The organism is Salmonella sp. SJTUF15570, assembly GCF_043357055.1.
Lineage (GTDB): Bacteria > Pseudomonadota > Gammaproteobacteria > Enterobacterales > Enterobacteriaceae > Salmonella > Salmonella enterica.
This window is the reverse complement of sequence record NZ_JBEUKJ010000024.1, coordinates 1-19,203: the sequence shown is the minus strand read 5'-3', so window position 1 is coordinate 19,203 and position 19,203 is coordinate 1. Positions and strand designations below refer to the sequence as shown.

The following is a 19,203-nucleotide window of genomic DNA, read 5'->3' as shown; positions in this document are numbered from 1 at the left end:
AGGCCTGCCGCCAGCGTTCAATCTGAGCCATGATCAAACTCTTCAATTTAAAAGTTTGATGCTCAATGAATTAAACTTCGTAATGAATTACGTGTTCACTCTTGAGACTTGGTATTCATTTTTCGTCTTGCGACGTCAAGAATCCGTATCTTCGAGTGCCCACACAGATTGTCTGATAAATTGTTAAAGAGCAGGTGCGACGCGGCTTTCAGCTCACCGTCGCGAGGTGGCGTATATTACGCTTTCCTCTTTTTGAGTCAAGCCTTTATTTTCGCTTTCCTCACAGGCTTCTTAACGAAGCCTTTCTGACCCGGCGGCCTGTATGCCGTTGTTCCGTGTCAGTGGTGGCGCATTATAGGGAGTTATTAGAGCCTGACAAGACCTAAATGCAAAAAAAAGCTCAACCGTTCACTTTTCAAACAACATTTGAACCAAAAGCCTATTTTCGCCTGGTTTTTAAACAAAAACGAGCCCATCAGGGCCCGTTTTATTCAAATTTGTGACTTACTGCACTGCCACAATACGATCATCATTGGCTTCAAGGCGAATCACTTTGCCAGGAACCAGTTCACCAGACAGGATTTGCTGCGCCAGTGGGTTTTCGATCTGCTGTTGAATAGCACGTTTTAACGGACGCGCCCCGTAGACCGGATCGTAACCGTTGGCGCTCAACAGTTTCAGCGCCTCGTCGGAGATATGGATTTCATAACCACGTTCTTCCAGACGTTTGTACAGACGCTGCAGCTGGATCTGAGCAATAGAAGCGATGTGTTGCTCACCTAACGGATGGAATACCACAACTTCATCAATACGGTTGATAAATTCCGGACGGAAGTTTTGGCTAACCACACCCAGCACCATCTCTTTCATTCGACCGTAATCCAGTTCGCCAAAGCGCTCCTGAATGAGATCGGAACCGAGGTTAGAAGTCATAATGACCACCGTATTACGGAAGTCGACCGTTCTCCCCTGCCCGTCAGTCAGCCGACCGTCGTCCAGCACCTGCAACAGAATGTTGAATACATCCGGATGCGCTTTTTCTACTTCATCCAACAAGATGACGGAATAAGGACGACGGCGTACCGCTTCCGTCAAATAACCGCCTTCTTCATAGCCGACATATCCCGGAGGCGCCCCGACCAAACGAGACACGGAGTGTTTCTCCATAAACTCGGACATATCGATACGCACCATCGCGTCGTCGCTGTCGAACATAAAGTTAGCCAGCGCTTTACACAGTTCGGTTTTACCGACCCCCGTCGGCCCAAGGAACAGGAAGGAACCAATCGGACGGTTCGGATCGGACAGCCCCGCGCGGCTACGACGTATGGCGTTCGATACTGCTTCAACGGCTTCATTCTGCCCGATCACACGGCTGTGTAACTCTTGTTCCATACGCAACAGTTTTTCACGTTCGCCTTCCAGCATTCTGGCAACCGGAATACCGGTCCAGCGCGCCAGCACTTCGGCAATTTCCGCATCCGTTACTTTGTTACGTAACAGACGCATGGTTTTACCTTCCGACTGGGTCGCGGCTTCCAACTGTTTTTCCAGCTCCGGAATTTTGCCGTACTGCAGTTCAGACATTCGCGCCAGGTCGCCAACGCGACGCGCCTGCTCGATGGCGATCTTCGCCTGCTCCAGCTCCGCTTTAATAGTTTGCGTACCGGAGAGCGAGGCTTTTTCCGCTTTCCACTCTTCTTCTAACTCAGAATACTGGCGCTCTTTATCGTCCAGTTCTTCATTCAGCATATCGAGACGTTTTTTACTCGCCTCGTCAGACTCTTTCATCAACGCCTGCTGTTCCAGTTTGAGCTGAATAATGCGGCGGTCGAGCCTGTCCAGCTCCTCCGGCTTAGAGTCAATCTGCATACGAATGCTGGATGCCGCTTCATCGATGAGGTCGATAGCTTTATCCGGCAACTGACGGTCGGCGATATAGCGATGAGACAATGTTGCCGCCGCCACAATCGCCGGGTCAGTGATCTGCACATGGTGATGCAGCTCGTAACGTTCTTTCAGGCCACGCAGAATAGCAATGGTGTCTTCCACTGAAGGTTCTGCGACAAACACTTTTTGAAAACGACGTTCCAGCGCCGCGTCTTTTTCAATGTACTGACGGTATTCATCCAGCGTGGTGGCGCCCACACAGTGCAGTTCACCACGCGCCAGCGCCGGTTTCAGCATATTCCCGGCGTCCATTGCGCCATCAGCCTTACCTGCGCCAACCATGGTGTGCAGCTCGTCAATAAACAGGATGACGTTGCCTTCCTGTTTCGCCAGATCGTTCAGCACGCCTTTCAGACGCTCTTCAAATTCGCCGCGATATTTCGCCCCCGCCACCAGCGCGCCCATATCCAGCGCCAGTACGCGGCGACCTTTTAAGCCTTCAGGGACTTCACCGTTAATAATGCGCTGCGCCAGTCCTTCAACAATTGCCGTTTTACCGACCCCTGGCTCACCGATTAACACCGGGTTATTTTTAGTACGACGTTGCAGTACCTGAATGGTACGGCGAATTTCTTCATCACGACCAATTACCGGGTCAAGCTTACCTTGTTCAGCCCGCTCGGTCAGATCGACGGTATATTTTTTCAAGGCCTGACGTTGGTCTTCAGCCCCTTGATCGTTCACGCTTTCACCTCCGCGCATCTGTTCAATTGCCTGAGTGATATTGGCCGTGGTCGCACCGGCTGATTTCAGCAGATCGGTTAACGTGCCGCGAGACTCAAGCGCCGCCAGAACAAACAGCTCTGACGAAATAAAATTGTCCCCTCGTTTTTGCGCCAGCTTGTCGCAAAGGTTCAGTACGCGTACCAGTTCCGAAGAAGGCTGTACGTCGCCGCCGGTACCTTCCACCTGCGGTAAACGGCTCAGCGCTTGATCGATAGCGGTGCGCAACTGGCCAGCATTAATGCCGGCGGAGGTTAATAAAGGACGTATCGATCCCCCTTCCTGGTTCAGCAAGGCGCTCATTAAATGAAGAGGTTCGATGAATTGGTTGTCGTGCCCCAGCGCGAGCGACTGGGCATCGGCAAGAGCAAGCTGGAATTTGTTAGTAAGACGATCCAGACGCATAACTCCTCCCATAACAGGTCAAAATTGCTACTGGAGATTAAATGAGGTCATCCCTCAATTATTCAAGGTGAATGACCTGAATTATGTGAAAAGAAAGTTACCCGTACCGGATCGTCTTGATTCTTTAGGTTATATCAGCCAAATAAAACTTGCCATACGACCTGTCGTCTTGTCGCGACGATAAGAGAAGAAAGTCTCACTTTCGCTAAAGGTGCAGCGATCCCCGCCATAGACATGTTCAACGCCGGTATTCGCCAGACGTTGGCGTGCAAGCTGATAAATATCCGCCAGAAATTTTTCCCCGTGCGGCAAAAATGCGCTATCGGCTTGCGCATCTTTTGCTAAAAATGCGTCACGCACTTCCGGCCCCACTTCAAACGCGGTCGGGCCGATCGCCGGACCTAACCAGGCGATGATATTTTCTGGTTTGTCAGCAAAGCAGGTGACAGTTTCCTCCAGTACGCCTTCACATAATCCGCGCCAGCCCGCATGAGCCGCCGCCACTTCTGTTCCCTCACGGTTACAGAATAGCACAGGCAGGCAGTCTGCCGTCATTACCGCGCAGACGGTTCCTGGCGTATTGCTGTAAGACGCATCCGCACGTTTGGAGGCATAAGGTTCTCCGGTAAGCCTCAATACATTTTTACCGTGAACCTGTTCAAGCCAGACAGGTTTCGAAGGCAGATTGCCCGCCGCAAACAGACGCTTGCGGTTCTCTTCAACATGCTCCGGGTTATCGCCGCAATGCGCGCCCAGATTCAGCGAGTCGTAAGGCGGTAAACTCACCCCGCCAATACGGGTAGAACTACAGGCTGCGACGCCTTTCGGCAGCGGCCACTGCGGGACAATCAGTGCATTCATAACCAGTCCACATCATCTTTATGATCTTCAAAATCGGCGCGCATCGCATCGATAAGATCCACCATATCTTGTGGAATCGGCGCGTGCCACTCCATTTCGATACCCGATACAGGATGGTAGAGACGCAGCATCGTTGCATGAAGCGCCTGGCGGTCAAACTTACGCAGCGTGGAAATAAATTCTTCCGATGCGCCTTTCGGTGGACGTGGACGACCACCGTAGACCTGATCGCCCACTAACGGGTGCGTAATATGCGCCATATGCACGCGGATCTGGTGCGTACGCCCGGTCTCCAGACGCAACCTAAGACGCGTGTGCACACGGAAATGTTCCATAATGCGGTAGTGGGTCACCGCCGGTTTGCCCATGGGATGCACCGACATATGGGTACGTTTGGTCGGGTGACGACTGATGGGTTCATTCACCGTTCCTCCCGCCGTCATATGTCCGATCGCGACCGCTTCATATTCGCGGGTAATCTCGCGCAGCTGCAAAGACTCCACCAGGCGCGTTTGCGCCGGAACGGTTTTGGCCACCACCATCAGCCCCGTCGTGTCCTTATCCAGACGATGCACAATGCCCGCGCGCGGAACATCCGCAATCGGCGGATAATAATGTAGCAACGCGTTCAGTACCGTACCGTCCGGGTTACCCGCGCCAGGATGTACCACCAGATCGCGTGGTTTGTTGATAACCAGAATATCGTCATCTTCATAAACAATATCTAACGGGATATCCTGCGCTTCAAAACGAATCTCTTCGTCGATCTCCGCATCAATAGCCACCCGCTCGCCGCCTAACACTTTTTCTTTTGGCTTATCGCAAAGTTGACCATTGACCAACACGCGCTGATTCAAAATCCATTCTTTTATACGCGAACGTGAATAATCCGGGAACATTTCGGCCAAAGCCTGATCTAAGCGTTGACCGAGTTGGTTTTCGGAGACCGTTGCGGTGAGTTGTACTCGTTGTGCCATATACAGCTTCTTCGTTTAACGTTGGGTTTTACGGCTTTGCCGTTTAATATAGTGTGCTATTGTAGCTGGTCTTAACCGGGAGCAGGAACAGAGAATCTCCCGTAAAACATTTTGAGGAAAGTCAAAACGTCATGACGCGCATGAAATATCTGGTGGCAGCAGCCACGTTGAGCCTGTTTCTGGCGGGTTGCTCGGGTTCAAAGGAAGAGGTGCCCGATAATCCGCCGAATGAAATCTACGCGACTGCTCAGCAAAAGCTGCAGGACGGTAACTGGAAACAGGCAATAACGCAATTGGAAGCGTTAGATAATCGTTATCCATTCGGACCGTATTCTCAGCAGGTGCAGTTGGATCTTATCTACGCCTATTACAAAAACGCCGATTTGCCGCTAGCGCAGGCCGCCATCGATCGTTTTATGCGTCTTAATCCAACGCACCCTAATATTGACTATGTCATGTACATGCGCGGCCTGACGAACATGGCGCTGGATGATAGCGCGCTGCAAGGTTTCTTTGGCGTCGATCGCAGCGATCGCGATCCGCAACATGCGCGGGCGGCGTTCAATGACTTTTCGAAACTGGTACGCAGCTATCCTAATAGCCAGTACACCACCGATGCCACTAAGCGTCTGGTATTCCTGAAAGACCGTCTGGCGAAATATGAATATTCCGTCGCAGAGTACTATACCGCGCGCGGCGCATGGGTTGCGGTCGTAAACCGGGTAGAAGGTATGCTACGCAATTATCCTGATACGCAGGCCACGCGCGATGCGTTGCCGCTGATGGAAAACGCCTATCGTCAGATGCAGCTGAATGCGCAGGCTGACAAAGTCGCGAAAATTATTGCCGCTAACAGCAAAAACACCTGAAGCAATACCAACAAGCAAAACGGCAGCCTTCCGGCTGCCGTTTTTTTATTCGATATCTGATGCAACAGAAATGATTTCACTGCAACGCATCCAGTCAAATATGGCCTGCTTTCAGCCATTCCTCAAGTAAAAGATCGCTTCTTCCTGCGATGCCTCACAAAAAGTTCGCCTTGACAAAAAGTGACAAAATAATGTGATTTACATCACACATTTTGACATTAAGAACGGTATGCTGGAATCACCAAGACGGGAAAGACAAGAGGTAAAATTTATGACAATGAACATTACCAGTAAACAAATGGAAATTACTCCGGCAATCCGCCAACATGTCGCAGACCGTCTCGCCAAACTGGAAAAATGGCAAACTCACCTGATTAATCCTCATATCATTCTGTCTAAAGAGCCACAGGGCTTTATTGCTGACGCCACCATTAATACACCGAACGGACATCTGGTCGCCAGCGCAAAACACGAAGATATGTACACCGCTATTAATGAATTGATCAACAAGCTGGAACGGCAGCTCAATAAAGTGCAGCACAAAGGCGAAGCCCGTCGTGCCACCGCATCGGTGAAAGATGCCAGCTTCGTCGAAGCAGAAGAAGAGTAGTCCCTTACATTGAGTGTATCGCCAACGCGCCTTCGGGCGCGTTTTTTGTTGACAGGATTAAAACAGTACGGGTACTGTACTTACGTACACAAAGGAAACAGTTATGAAGCTCACCCGGTTTTTCTTCGCATTCTTTTTTATCTTCCCCTGACCGGGAGGCGTTTCGTCATGTGATAAAGAATGCGAAGACGAACAAGAAGGCCTCCCCCACCGGGAGGCCTTTTTTATTGATAACAAAAAAGGCAACACTATGACATCGGAAAACCCATTACTGGCGCTGCGAGATAAAATCAGCGCTTTAGACGAAGAGTTACTGGCCTTACTGGCAAAACGACGCGCGCTGGCGATTGAAGTGGGACAAGCAAAACTACTGTCGCATCGTCCGGTTCGGGATATCGATCGTGAACGCGCGCTGCTGGACAGACTCATCCATCTCGGTAAAGCCCACCATCTCGACGCACACTACATTACCCGTCTGTTCCAGCTTATCATTGAAGACTCCGTGCTTACTCAGCAGGCGCTGCTGCAACAACATCTGAATAATACTCACCCTCATTCGGCACGTATTGCGTTTCTTGGGCCGAAAGGCTCCTATTCTCATCTCGCGGCGCGCCAGTATGCTGCACGCCATTTTGAGCAATTTATCGAGAGCGGCTGCGCAAAATTCGCCGATATTTTTCATCAGGTCGAAACAGGTCAGGCCGATTACGCCGTGGTTCCGATAGAGAACACCAGCTCCGGCGCTATCAACGATGTGTACGACTTATTGCAACACACCAGTCTGTCGATTGTCGGTGAGATGACTGTCACTATCGATCACTGCGTGCTGGTTTCCGGCACTACGGATCTGAATACCATCGAAACGGTGTACAGCCATCCGCAGCCGTTTCAGCAGTGCAGTAAATTTTTGAGCCGCTATCCGCACTGGAAAATTGACTATACCGAGAGTACGTCGGCAGCGATGGAAAAAGTCGCGCAGGCAAACTCTCCGCGCGTCGCGGCGCTCGGCAGCGAGGCAGGCGGCATGTTGCACGGTTTACAGGTGCTGGAACGCATCGCCGCAAACCAGACGCAGAATATCACCCGCTTTCTGGTACTGGCGCGCAAAGCCATTAATGTTTCCGATCAGGTTCCGGCAAAAACCACTCTGTTAATCGCCACCGGGCAGCAAGCTGGCGCGCTGGTCGAAGCGCTGCTGGTGCTGCGTAACCACAATCTCATCATGACGAAACTGGAGTCGCGCCCCATTCACGGCAATCCGTGGGAAGAGATGTTTTATCTCGATATTCAGGCGAACCTGGAGTCGCAGGTAATGCAAAGCGCGCTAAAAGAGCTGGGCGAGATCACGCGCTCAATGAAAGTGCTTGGCTGCTATCCCAGCGAAAACGTCGTGCCGGTAGAACCTGCCTGACGTTCAATAAAACGGCTTTTCTTCATCCCTGCGACGGCTACCTGCAGGGTGAAGATGGCGCCGGAGAGCGGATAATCCGCCACTTCCTGAGCAGACATATTTTCTCTGGTAGTTGTAATAAAAAGCGTTTTCATATCTGCGCCGCCAAAGCAAACCATCGTCGGACAACGTACCGGCAACCGGTACTCTTCCAGCTGCTCTCCTTGCGGTGAGAAACGCGCCACGCGCCAGCCGTCAAACATCGCGCTCCAGTAGCACCCTTCGCTATCCATCGCCGCGCCGTCGGGAAGTCCTTCTCCTTCGCCAAAATGGCGAAAAAGTTCACGCTTGCCCGGTTCGCCATGCTTATCAAGTAACGTGCGGTATATCACGCCATTCGGCGTATCGGAAGTATACATCCACTGGTTATCCGGGCTGAACGCCAGGCCGTTGTGTCCCTGGATATCGCACTGGATCACTTTTGCCGTCAGGTCATGATCGATCCGCATCAGCAACGCGCCATTATAGTCACCCGGCGCCCAGAACGTTCCGGCATAAAAACGTCCATCGCCATCAGTGCCGCCATCGTTGAAACGCGCCAGTTTCGTATTAGAGGGATTGTCGCAAACCTTACGCTGCAATAATCCATTCTTATCGGCCAGCCAGATAGCATGACGCATGGCCACAATAAATCCGCCCTGCTCACGCAAGGCAAAACAGCCCACCTCTTCCGGAAACGCCAGCACGCTATGCGTCCCGCTCGCCGGATGGTAACGATGGATCTCCTGTTCCAGGATATCGGTCCAGTACAGCGCGCTTTCATCCTCGCTCCATGTGGGGCATTCTGGTAGATGTCCGACATAATCAAATAAAACGTGCGGCGTAGTCATAACGGTTCCTTAAACGAAAAAAGCCAGCAAAGCTGGCTTTTAGTATAGATGTCATCATTATGGTCGGCTGTCATTCGCCTGACGCAATAACACACGGCTTTCATTCTGGAAGCGTCTGGCATAATCGCCAAACCAGTGTTCAACTTTGCGAAAACTGTCGATAAAAGCCTGCTTATCACCCTGTTCCAGTAACCCGATCGCTTCGCCAAAACGTTTATAGTAACGCTTGATAAGCGCCAGATTGCGCTCCGACGACATAATAATGTCCGCATACAGCTGCGGGTCCTGGGCAAACAGACGCCCGACCATCGCCAGCTCCAGTCGATAAATCGGCGATGATAGCGCCAGAAGCTGCTCAAGCTGGACGTTCTCTTCCGCCAGATGCAGCCCATAAGCGAAGGTAGCAAAGTGGCGCAGCGCCTGGATAAAAGCCATGTTCTGATCGTGCTCGACAGCGCTAATTCGATGCAACCGCGCGCCCCACACCTGGATTTGCTCAAGGAACCACTGATACGCTTCCGGTTGACGCCCATCACACCAGACCACCACCTGCTTCGCCAGGCTCCCGCTGTCCGGACCAAACATCGGATGCAAGCCCAACACGGGGCCATCATGGGCCGCCAACATTGCCTGCAACGGACCGCTTTTCACCGATGCCAGATCGACCAGAATACAGTCGGACGGCAGGGGCGGCAGTTGCGCTATGACCTGTTCAGTAACATGAATCGGCACGCTGACGATCACCATTCCGGCATCGGCGACAATGTCCCTGGCGCGCGGCCAGTCCTGTTGTTCCAGAATACGGACCTGATAGCCCGACAGCGTGAGCATTTTTTCAAACAGACGCCCCATCTGTCCGCCGCCGCCCACAATGACGACCGGACGCAGAGAAGGACAAAGCGTTTTGAACCCCTTATCATTTTCGCTGGAGTAAGATTCACGCATTACCCGGCGCAGGACATCTTCAATGAGATCGGGCGGGACACCGATCGCTTCTGCTTCCGCCCGTCGTGAAGCCAGCATAGAGGCCTCACGCTCCGGCACGTAAATAGGCAGGCCAAAACGGCTTTTCACCTCGCCGACTTTGGCAACCAGTTCCAGGCGCTTAGCCAGTAAATTCAACAACGCTTTATCGACATCATCTATTTGATCGCGTAATGCGGTCAATTCAGCAACCATAACAACCTCTTATGCGACGCGCACCGCCAGCTGGCCGCTCAAATCTTTATGAATTTCACGTAACAGGGCATCGGTCATCTCCCAGCTAATACAAGCATCGGTGACGGAAACGCCATACTTCATTTCGCTGCGCGGCTGTTCGGAAGACTGATTACCCTCATGAATATTACTTTCAATCATTAAGCCAATGATTGAACGATTGCCATCTTTAATCTGCGCAACCACAGATTCGGCAACGGCTGGCTGGCGGCGATAATCTTTATTGGAGTTACCATGACTGCAATCTACCATCAGCGAAGGACGTAGTCCCGCCTGTTCCATCTCTTTTTCACACTGAGCGACATCTGCCGGGCTATAGTTTGGCGCTTTGCCGCCACGCAGAATCACATGACCATGCGGATTTCCCTGGGTTTGCAATAACGCAACCTGACCGGCCTGGTTAATGCCAACAAAACGATGAGGTTGCGCAGCGGCGCGCATGGCGTTAATCGCTGTCGCCAGGCTGCCATCCGTGCCGTTTTTAAAGCCGACCGGCATAGAAAGACCAGACGCCATTTCGCGGTGGGTTTGCGATTCGGTTGTGCGCGCGCCTATCGCCGACCAGCTAAACAGATCGCCCAGGTATTGCGGGCTGTTCGGATCCAACGCTTCGGTCGCCAATGGCAACCCCATATTCACCAGTTCCACCAGTAGCTGACGCGCCATTTTCAACCCGGCTTCCACATCAAATGAGCCATCCATGTGAGGATCGTTAATCAGCCCTTTCCAGCCGACGGTAGTCCGCGGCTTTTCAAAATAGACGCGCATTACCAGATAGAGGCTATCGCTGACCTCTGCGGCAAGGGCTTTAAATCGACGGGCATATTCCAGAGCGGTTTCAGGATCGTGAATAGAACAAGGACCGCATACCACCAACAGACGCGGATCGCGCCCGGCAATAATGTCAGAAATGATTCCCCGGGACTGCGCTATCTGCGCTTCCTGCGCCAGACTCAACGGAAAGGCCGCTTTAAGCTGCTCCGGCGTCATTAATACCTGTTCATCGGTGATACGTACGTTATTCAGCGCGTCTTTTTGCATGATGGCGATCCTGTCTTTTCTTGTTTGCGATAGTTGATCCTCCACGAGGATGTTTAAACCATACCACAAAAAGTAAAGATTTCAATCCATATTACGTAAAATAAACTTTACACCATGCACAATCGTCGATTAAAACCCTCCATTTCGTATCAAAAACTTTACACAACAAGTGAATTATTTTATTCCCAGCCTCAGAAAAACGGTAAAATGAGCGATGCTCGCTATTTTTTGATTATTTTTTCTCCGCACACATATTTTTACTTTCTGATATAGGCTGATTAATACCATTATCACAAGAATTTAATATCAGGGATGTCACTTAAATTATTCATATTATCAATAAGACATAATGACGATATGGCAAAATAATGTTATTTTGCTACAAACAATCACGGATGTATTTTAATGCTTTACGACTGAAGATGGTGGGGACTTGTTAATGCGTTTTTCTCACCGATTTATCCTTCTGTTATCGCTATTATTAGCAAGCTTGCCTCTGTATGCTCAACGCGTCACGGAAGAAGAGAAATCCGTACGCGCCATCGTCTCCGGTATCGTCAGTTATACACACTGGCCGGCGTTATCCGGGCCGCCAAGGCTATGCATATTTTCATCTGCGCGTTTTGTCAGGGTACTTAGCGAAGAGGCTGACTGGGCTTTCCCTTATCAACCGCTTGTCATCCGTACCACACAGGAAGCCCTGAGCGCCCGCTGTGATGGTTTTTACTTTGGCAATGAATCGCCAGCTTATCAGGTGGAGTTAACGCGTCATTATCCAGTTAATGCCTTGTTATTAATTGCCGAGCAAAATACCGAATGTATTATGGGCAGCGCATTTTGTCTGATCATTAACAATGATGAAGTCAAATTTTCCGTCAACCTGGACTCCCTCTCGCATAGCGGCGTGAGAGTGAATCCAGAAGTATTAATGCTTGCACGGAATCAAAAGCATGAATAAGGAATTTTCTCTGTCCAGACCAACATTTAAACGCACACTACGGCGGATTAGTATAATCAGCGTGCTGCTTACAATGACATTGATCTGGCTATTAATTTGCGTTGCGTCTGTCCTTACGCTCAAACAGTATGCGCAAAAAAATCTCGATTTGACCGCCGCCACAATGGCCCATAGCCTTGAAGCGGCACTGGTATTTTCCGATAACGCGGCCGCAGCGGAAACGCTCGCCACACTGGGACGCCAGGGACAATTTTCAGCGGCGGAGGTCCGCGATAAAAATGGCCGTACTATCGCCTCATGGCGCTATGATGCGCGAGCCGCAGACGATAAGCTCATCGGCTTAATTAGCCACTGGCTTTTTCCATTGCCGGTATCGCAACCCGTCTGGCACAACGGCAGGGCCATCGGCGAAGTACGGCTTGTCGCCCGCGACAGCCTTATTGGTCATTTTATCTGGTTATCGCTGGCAGTGCTGACAGGATGTATTCTGCTGGCATCCGGCATTGCCCTGCTGCTCACGCGTTATTTACACAATGGCGTTGTGGATGCGCTGCAAAATATTACTGAAGTTGTACACGACGTTCGCACTAACCGAAATTTTTCACGCCGGGTACCTGATGAGCGTATTGCGGAATTTCACCTGTTTGCGCAGGATTTCAATAGCCTTCTGGATGAGATGGAAGAATGGCAGCTACGGCTTCAGGCTAAAAATGCCCAGTTACTACGTACCGCGTTGCACGATCCGCTGACGGGGCTTGCCAATCGCGCGGCATTTCGCAGCTGTATTAACGCGCTGATGAAGGACAATTCCGCTCGTAGCAGTTCGGCATTGTTATTTCTGGATGGCGATAACTTTAAATATATTAATGATACCTGGGGACATGCGGCAGGCGACCGCGTACTTATAGAGGTTGCCAAAAGATTAGCGGAATTCGGTGGTAGCCGTTATCAAACTTACCGACTCGGCGGCGATGAATTTGCGGTGGTGCTTTACGATGTACATTCGGAATATGAAGTACAACGTATTTGCGCAGCGCTATCCCAGGCGTTTAATCGACCTTTTGAACTGCACAACGGCCAGCGAATAACGATGACCCTGAGTATTGGCTTTGCGCTGACATGGGAACATGCCACTGCCGAAAAACTACAAGAACTGGCCGATCGAAATATGTATCAGGCTAAACACCGGCGTGCGGAACGCTCGCTAAACTAAGGAACGGGCCTGGCCGTTTCTGACTCAGCGTTGAGACCACTGACCCAGACTAATCATGCAACCGTCTATGGCGTGGAGCAACCCCATAAAAAAGGGGCCAGCGTAATGCCAGCCCCTTCTTTTCTACAAGCTTTCGGATGTTGCGAAAGCGCGTTCTTAGTTAAGACGCTCTTTGATACGAGCCGCTTTACCAGTACGCTCACGCAGGTAGTACAGTTTAGCTTTACGAACAGCACCACGACGTTTAACAGCAATGCTGTCAACTACCGGAGAGTGAGTCTGGAAGACACGCTCAACGCCTTCGCCGTTGGAAATTTTACGAACAGTGAATGCAGAGTGCAGACCGCGGTTACGAATAGCGATAACCACGCCCTCGAATGCCTGCAGACGTTTCTTGGTACCTTCAACAACCCATACTTTCACTTCCACGGTATCGCCCGGACGGAAGGAAGGTACGTTCTGCTTCATCTGCTCTTGTTCAAGTTGCTTAATAATGTTGCTCATAATTTAATCTCTTATCCTGGGTAAACTGATATTTGGGGGCCTATGCCATCCCATCATGTTTATGCTGCTGTTGTGCGTGTTCTGTTTTGAACTCCGCCAGCAACCTTGCTTGCTCTTCAGTCAGAGCCAGGTTTTCCAGAAGTTCAGGTCTTCTAAGCCAGGTTCGGCCCAGCGACTGTTTCAAACGCCAGCGACGTATCTCAGCATGGTTTCCCGACAGCAATACTGGCGGTACTTCCATCCCCTCTAACACTTCAGGGCGCGTATAGTGCGGACAATCCAGCAACCCATCAGCAAACGAATCTTCGATCGCTGATGCCTCATGCCCCAGAACCCCCGGTATAAACCGGGCGACGGAGTCAATCAGCGTCATTGCCGGTAGTTCGCCACCGCTGAGAACGTAATCGCCAATTGACCATTCTTCGTCAATTTCGGTCTGAATTACGCGCTCATCTACGCCTTCGTAGCGACCACACACCAGAATAAGCTTCTGATTCGTGGCCAGCTCGCTAACGCCCGCTTGATCAAGCTTGCGTCCCTGAGGCGACAGATAAATCACTTTAGCGCCTTCACCTGCCGCGGCTTTTGCTGCATGAATGGCGTCCCGCAAGGGTTGCACCATCATTAACATCCCTGGTCCGCCGCCGTAAGGACGATCGTCCACGGTACGGTGCCGGTCATGCGTGAAGTCGCGAGGACTCCAGCTCTGGATGTTCAGCAGGCCATTTTTTACTGCCCGGCCAGTTACCCCGTAATCGGTAATTGCGCGGAACATTTCAGGAAACAGGCTAACTATGCCAATAAACACAAGCCAATCCCCATAACGCCATTTATTACCGTTTATTCGGTGGTTTAAAAACCAGGATCCCAGTCTACTTCGATAGTACGAGTAGCGAGATCGACTTTCTTGATAACCTGCCCATCGAGGAACGGTACTAGTCGTTCCTTGATACCAAATGCATCTTTCAGGTTCGCCTTAATGACGAGAACGTCATTCGACCCGGTTTCCATCATGTCGATAACTTTACCGAGATCGTAGCCTTCAGCGGTGACTACCTGGCAGCCCATCAGGTCTTTCCAGTAGTAGTCTCCCTCCTCAAGCGCAGGAAGTTGCGAGGAATCCACGACAATTTCGCAATTGGTCAGAAGATTCGCGGCATCTCGATCGTCAACGCCTTTCAGCTTGATGATCAGATCCTGATTGTGGTGCTTCCAGCTTTCCAGCTGTACCTGCTGCCACTGACCCGCCTTCTGGATAAACCAGGGCTGATAGTCAAAAATGCTTTCGGCGTCTTCAGTGGAGGAAAACACTCTGAGCCAACCACGGATACCGTATGAAGAACCCATTTTCCCCAGTACAACCGGTTCAGCGGGTACTTGTGCGGCGAGTTGCTTGCTCATCATGACCACCGTGACAGATTAAGCTGCTTTTTTTACTTCTTTGATCAGCGCCGCAACGCGATCGGAAATGGTTGCGCCCTGGCCAACCCAGTGAGCGATGCGATCCAGATCCAGGCGGGTGCCTTCTTCTTTTTCGCTAGCGATTGGGTTGAAGAAACCAACGCGCTCAATGAAGCGACCGTTGCGTGCATTACGGCTGTCGGTGACAACAACCTGGTAGAACGGACGCTTTTTAGCGCCGTGACGAGCTAAACGAATAGTTACCATAACATCCTCTTGTGTGAATAAAACAACCGGGCCCCATCGAGGAACGGAGCCCGGCGTCATATTAAAAGCCCGAAAATTTTACTGATTTCTGGGAAAAAAGCAATCAACATGTGATGAAGCTTGATTCCAGGGCGTGACCGTTGCAGCCAGTTTGGCGTCGGCGTGCGCGCAGAAAGCGGAGCGTACACGCAGTACGTGAGCATTTACTCGCTCCGCTCGCCCTTCGGGCCGCCCTAAAGGGCGTTCAAAACACTATCGTGTTTTGTCGAGCACACTCCGGCGTCAAAATGGCAAATAAGGTAGCCCGATATATTTATCTACCCGGGAAGCCTGGCGGCATCATCCCCTTCATACTCCGCATCATCTTCGCCATCCCGCCCTTCTTCATTTTCTTCATCATGCGCTGCATGTCGTCGAACTGTTTCAGAAGGCGGTTAACGTCCTGCACCTGCATCCCACAGCCCTGCGCGATACGACGCTTGCGGGAACCTTTGATGATTTCCGGCTTCGCGCGCTCTTTCAGCGTCATCGAATTGATGATCGCTTCCATACGCACCAGCACCTTGTCATCCATCTGCGATTTAACGTTGTCCGGAATCTGCCCCATGCCCGGTAATTTGCCCATCAGACTGGCCATACCGCCCATGTTTTTCATCTGTTTGAGCTGTTCCAGGAAGTCGTTCAGGTCGAAACCGTCGCCTTTCTTCAGTTTGGTCGCCAGCTTCTCAGCCTGTGCGCGGTCAACTTTGCTTTCGATATCTTCGATAAGAGACAGTACGTCGCCCATGCCGAGAATACGCGAGGCGATACGATCCGGGTGGAACGGCTCCAGCGCGTCGGTTTTCTCGCCGACACCGAGGAATTTAATCGGCTTGCCGGTGATATGACGAATAGAGAGCGCCGCACCGCCACGCGCATCACCATCAACTTTGGTCAGCACCACGCCGGTTAACGGCAGCGCTTCGTTAAAGGCTTTTGCGGTATTCGCCGCATCCTGACCGGTCATCGCATCGACGACAAACAGCGTTTCTACTGGCTTGATAGAAGCGTGGACCTGTTTGATTTCGTCCATCATCGCTTCGTCAACGTGCAGACGACCGGCGGTATCAACCAGCAGCACGTCGTAGAATTTGAGCTTCGCTTCTTTCAGCGCGGCGTTGACGATATCAACCGGTTTCTGGCCGACATCAGACGGGAAGAAATCCACGCCAACCTGCTCAGCCAGCGTTTCGAGCTGTTTGATCGCCGCCGGGCGATAGACGTCGGCAGAGACGACCAGCACTTTCTTCTTGTGCTTCTCGCGCAAGAATTTACCCAACTTACCGACGCTGGTGGTTTTACCCGCCCCCTGCAGACCCGCCATCAATACTACGGCTGGCGGCTGCGCAGCCAGATTCAGGGTCTGGTTTTCTTCGCCCATTGCCGCAACCAGTTCGCTACGGACAATCTTGACGAACTCCTGCCCTGGGGTCAGGCTCTTGTTAACTTCATGACCAACCGCTTTCTCTTTTACGCGATTGATGAACTCACGCACTACCGGCAGCGCAACGTCAGCCTCCAGCAGCGCCATGCGCACTTCGCGCAGCGTCTCTTTAACGTTGTCTTCAGTAAGGCGCCCACGGCCACTGATATTGCGCAGCGTGCGCGACAAACGATCGGTTAAATTATCAAACATTGTCTCTCGCCTGGGGTGGAAACGGTTGGTCGCCGCAGCGACACAGTTACAGAATTTCGCCACAGTATACCATGAAGCCGTCTTTGTTGTTATGCAACGGTTGGAGCTGCGGTCACGTAACGCTATACTGCTTCTCTTTCTCACTGGTCAACTGTCGACACAACTATGCCCGTTTTTGCTTTACTTGCCCTTGTCGCCTACTCCTTCAGCCTCGCGCTGATCGTTCCCGGACTGTTGCAAAAAAACAGCGGCTGGCGGCGTATGGCTATTCTTTCTGCGGTCATCGCGCTGGTGTGCCATGCTGTCGCGCTGGAATCGCGTATTCTGCCCGGCGGCGACAGTGGACAAAACCTGAGCCTGCTGAATGTCGGTTCGCTGGTCAGTCTGATGATCTGCACGGTGATGACCATTGTCGCGTCGCGTAATCGCGGCTGGCTACTTCTGCCTATTGTCTATGCTTTTGCGCTGATTAACCTGGCCTTCGCCACGTTCATGCCTAATGAATATATTACGCATCTGGAAGCGACCCCAGGCATGATGGTGCACATCGGTCTGTCGCTTTTCTCTTACGCGACGCTGATAATCGCCGCTCTGTATGCGCTACAGCTGGCGTGGATCGACTATCAGTTGAAGAACAAAAAGCTGGCGTTTAGTAATGAAATGCCGCCATTGATGAGCATTGAGCGCAAAATGTTTCATATCACGCAGATTGGCGTCGTACTGCTGACCCTTACTCTGTGTACCGGCCTGTTTTACATGCATAACCTGTTCAGTACTGAAAATATTGATAAAGCCGTGCTCTCTATCGTGGCATGGTTTGTCTATATCGTTCTGCTGTGGGGGCATTACCATGAAGGCTGGCGGGGTCGGCGGGTCGTGTGGTTTAACGTCGCAGGCGCGGGTATTCTGACGCTGGCCTATTTTGGTAGCCGCATATTACAGCAATTTGTAAGCTAAGCTTTTAAAGGAGTTTCCCCTGGAACACATCTCCACTACCACGCTGATTATCATATTAATCATCATGGTGGTCATCTCGGCCTATTTTTCCGGTTCCGAAACTGGAATGATGACGCTAAACCGTTACCGTTTACGCCATATGGCGAAGCAAGGTAATCGCTCGGCAAAACGGGTAGAAAAATTACTGCGTAAACCCGACCGACTGATAAGCCTGGTGCTGATCGGCAATAACCTGGTCAACATTCTTGCCTCGGCGCTCGGCACGATTGTGGGTATGCGGCTTTACGGCGACGCCGGCGTGGCTATCGCCACCGGGGTACTGACGTTTGTCGTGTTAGTTTTTGCCGAAGTCCTGCCCAAAACTATCGCCGCGCTCTATCCGGAAAAAGTGGCCTATCCCAGCAGCTTCCTGCTGGCGCCGTTACAGATACTGATGATGCCGCTGGTGTGGTTACTTAACACCATCACCCGCCTGCTGATGCGTCTGATGGGAATTAAAACGGACATCGTGGTCAGCGGGTCGTTAAGCAAAGAGGAATTACGCACTATCGTGCATGAATCCCGTTCGCAAATCTCTCGCCGCAATCAGGATATGCTGCTGTCGGTTCTCGACCTGGAAAAGGTCAGCGTGGATGACATCATGGTGCCGCGTAATGAAATTATCGGGATCGATATCAATGACGACTGGAAGTCTATCGAGCGGCAGCTCACCCACTCGCCGCACGGACGCATTGTGCTCTATCGCGATTCGCTGGATGACGCCATCAGTATGCTGCGCGTGCGTGAAGCCTGGCGGTTAATGGCCGAGAAAAAAGAGTTCACCAAAGAGATGATGCTGCGCGCCGCCGATGAAATCTATTACGTCCCGGAAGGTACGCCGCTCAGTACACAACTGATTAAATTTCAGCGCAATAAAAAGAAAGTCGGACTGGTCGTCAACGAATATGGCGATATCCAGGGGCTGGTCACCGTGGAAGATATTCTCGAAGAGATCGTCGGCGACTTCACCACATCGATGTCGCCGACACTGGCGGAAGAGGTCACGCCGCAAAACGACGGTTCGGTCATTATTGACGGTACCGCCAACGTCCGGGAAATCAATAAAGCGTTTAACTGGCACCTGCCGGAAGATGACGCGCGCACCGTCAATGGGGTGATTCTGGAGGCGCTGGAGGAAATTCCGGTTGCTGGCACGCGCGTGCGCATTGAGCAGTACGATATCGATATTCTCGATGTACAGGAAAATATGATTAAGCAGGTAAAGGTTGTACCGGTAAAACCGCTGCGCGAGAGT

19 protein-coding genes and 1 other annotated feature are annotated in these 19,203 nt (G+C 51.5%); of the genes, 8 read left to right on the top strand and 11 right to left on the bottom strand.

Features of this window, described 5'->3' with window-relative positions; all coding sequences use genetic code 11:
• Window positions 1-504: 504 nt before the first annotated feature.
• From clpB to rluD, 3 genes are all read right to left on the bottom strand, one after another.
• Window positions 505-3,078 (bottom strand): ATP-dependent chaperone ClpB, encoded by a 2,574-nt coding sequence (gene clpB, locus ABVN44_RS24345; RefSeq protein ID WP_001235092.1) that lies wholly within the window; start codon window positions 3,076-3,078, stop codon window positions 505-507.
• Window positions 3,079-3,207: 129 nt separating this feature from the next.
• Entirely contained in the window at window positions 3,208-3,939 is a 732-nt protein-coding gene (yfiH, locus tag ABVN44_RS24340) for a purine nucleoside phosphorylase YfiH (RefSeq protein WP_000992639.1), read from the bottom strand.
• Window positions 3,936-4,916: a 23S rRNA pseudouridine(1911/1915/1917) synthase RluD gene (gene rluD / locus ABVN44_RS24335; RefSeq protein ID WP_000079130.1), complete on the bottom strand. Its 981-nt coding sequence runs from the start codon at window positions 4,914-4,916 to the stop codon at window positions 3,936-3,938. Before rluD ends, yfiH begins: the two co-directional genes overlap by 4 nt.
• A gap of 131 nt (window positions 4,917-5,047) precedes the next feature.
• Between rluD and bamD the strand changes: the two genes are divergently transcribed.
• From bamD to pheA, 4 genes are all read left to right on the top strand, one after another.
• Complete coding sequence (bamD, locus tag ABVN44_RS24330; RefSeq protein WP_000197660.1) at window positions 5,048-5,785, top strand: outer membrane protein assembly factor BamD; 738 nt, start codon at window positions 5,048-5,050, stop codon at window positions 5,783-5,785.
• A 271-nt stretch (window positions 5,786-6,056) separates the two neighbouring features.
• Window positions 6,057-6,395 (top strand): ribosome-associated translation inhibitor RaiA, encoded by a 339-nt coding sequence (gene raiA / locus ABVN44_RS24325; RefSeq protein ID WP_000178449.1) that lies wholly within the window; start codon window positions 6,057-6,059, stop codon window positions 6,393-6,395.
• A 102-nt stretch (window positions 6,396-6,497) separates the two neighbouring features.
• Window positions 6,498-6,623, top strand: a sequence feature (Phe leader region).
• A complete protein-coding gene (gene pheL, locus ABVN44_RS24320) occupies window positions 6,499-6,546 on the top strand; it encodes a pheA operon leader peptide PheL (protein ID WP_010989056.1) in 48 nt (15 codons plus the stop codon). (Overlaps the previous feature by 48 nt.)
• Window positions 6,624-6,645: 22 nt before the next feature.
• Window positions 6,646-7,806 (top strand): bifunctional chorismate mutase/prephenate dehydratase, encoded by a 1,161-nt coding sequence (gene pheA, locus ABVN44_RS24315; protein WP_023184658.1) that lies wholly within the window; start codon window positions 6,646-6,648, stop codon window positions 7,804-7,806.
• Here the strand turns inward: pheA and ABVN44_RS24310 are convergent.
• Genes ABVN44_RS24310 through aroF form a run of 3 tightly spaced genes read right to left on the bottom strand, consistent with a single transcriptional unit; the run spans window position 7,767 to window position 10,934 of the window.
• The gene (locus ABVN44_RS24310) at window positions 7,767-8,675 is read right to left on the bottom strand and encodes an SMP-30/gluconolactonase/LRE family protein (protein ID WP_000210991.1); all 909 of its coding nucleotides are present in this window, start codon (window positions 8,673-8,675) and stop codon (window positions 7,767-7,769) included. The two genes, pheA and ABVN44_RS24310, sit on opposite strands and share 40 nt — an antisense overlap.
• A 57-nt stretch (window positions 8,676-8,732) precedes the next feature.
• Entirely contained in the window at window positions 8,733-9,854 is a 1,122-nt protein-coding gene (gene tyrA / locus ABVN44_RS24305) for a bifunctional chorismate mutase/prephenate dehydrogenase (RefSeq protein ID WP_023231962.1), read from the bottom strand.
• A gap of 9 nt (window positions 9,855-9,863) precedes the next feature.
• Entirely contained in the window at window positions 9,864-10,934 is a 1,071-nt protein-coding gene (gene aroF, locus ABVN44_RS24300) for a 3-deoxy-7-phosphoheptulonate synthase AroF (protein WP_023231961.1), read from the bottom strand.
• Window positions 10,935-11,373: 439 nt separating this feature from the next.
• Here aroF and ABVN44_RS24295 point away from each other — a divergent pair, with 439 nt between their 5' ends.
• Together ABVN44_RS24295 and dgcN are read left to right on the top strand one after the other, a co-directional pair.
• The gene (locus tag ABVN44_RS24295) at window positions 11,374-11,892 is read left to right on the top strand and encodes a YfiR family protein (RefSeq protein ID WP_001212380.1); all 519 of its coding nucleotides are present in this window, start codon (window positions 11,374-11,376) and stop codon (window positions 11,890-11,892) included.
• Window positions 11,885-13,105 (top strand): diguanylate cyclase DgcN, encoded by a 1,221-nt coding sequence (gene dgcN / locus ABVN44_RS24290; RefSeq protein WP_023231960.1) that lies wholly within the window; start codon window positions 11,885-11,887, stop codon window positions 13,103-13,105. Before ABVN44_RS24295 ends, dgcN begins: the two co-directional genes overlap by 8 nt.
• Window positions 13,106-13,261: 156 nt before the next feature.
• Here the strand turns inward: dgcN and rplS are convergent, their stop codons facing one another.
• The 5 genes from rplS to ffh form a co-directional block, all read right to left on the bottom strand.
• Window positions 13,262-13,609, bottom strand: a complete 348-nt coding sequence (rplS, locus tag ABVN44_RS24285; protein WP_000065257.1) for a 50S ribosomal protein L19 — start codon at window positions 13,607-13,609, stop codon at window positions 13,262-13,264.
• Window positions 13,610-13,649: 40 nt separating this feature from the next.
• Window positions 13,650-14,417 carry a tRNA (guanosine(37)-N1)-methyltransferase TrmD gene (gene trmD / locus ABVN44_RS24280; RefSeq protein WP_000469813.1) on the bottom strand — a complete coding sequence of 256 codons (768 nt, stop codon included), beginning with the start codon at window positions 14,415-14,417 and terminating at the stop codon, window positions 13,650-13,652.
• Window positions 14,418-14,461: 44 nt separating this feature from the next.
• Window positions 14,462-15,010: a ribosome maturation factor RimM gene (rimM, locus tag ABVN44_RS24275; protein ID WP_000043266.1), complete on the bottom strand. Its 549-nt coding sequence runs from the start codon at window positions 15,008-15,010 to the stop codon at window positions 14,462-14,464.
• Window positions 15,011-15,028: 18 nt separating this feature from the next.
• Entirely contained in the window at window positions 15,029-15,277 is a 249-nt protein-coding gene (gene rpsP, locus ABVN44_RS24270; protein WP_000256453.1) for a 30S ribosomal protein S16, read from the bottom strand.
• A 313-nt stretch (window positions 15,278-15,590) separates the two neighbouring features.
• Entirely contained in the window at window positions 15,591-16,952 is a 1,362-nt protein-coding gene (ffh, locus tag ABVN44_RS24265; protein ID WP_000460052.1) for a signal recognition particle protein, read from the bottom strand.
• A gap of 165 nt (window positions 16,953-17,117) precedes the next feature.
• Here ffh and ABVN44_RS24260 point away from each other — a divergent pair, with 165 nt between their 5' ends.
• Together ABVN44_RS24260 and ABVN44_RS24255 are read left to right on the top strand one after the other, a co-directional pair.
• Entirely contained in the window at window positions 17,118-17,909 is a 792-nt protein-coding gene (locus ABVN44_RS24260) for an inner membrane protein YpjD (protein WP_001537507.1), read from the top strand.
• 19 nt (window positions 17,910-17,928) lie between these two features.
• Window positions 17,929-19,203, top strand: a 1,275-nt coding sequence (locus ABVN44_RS24255) for an HlyC/CorC family transporter (protein ID WP_201037981.1), incomplete at its 3' end; no start/stop codon positions are given.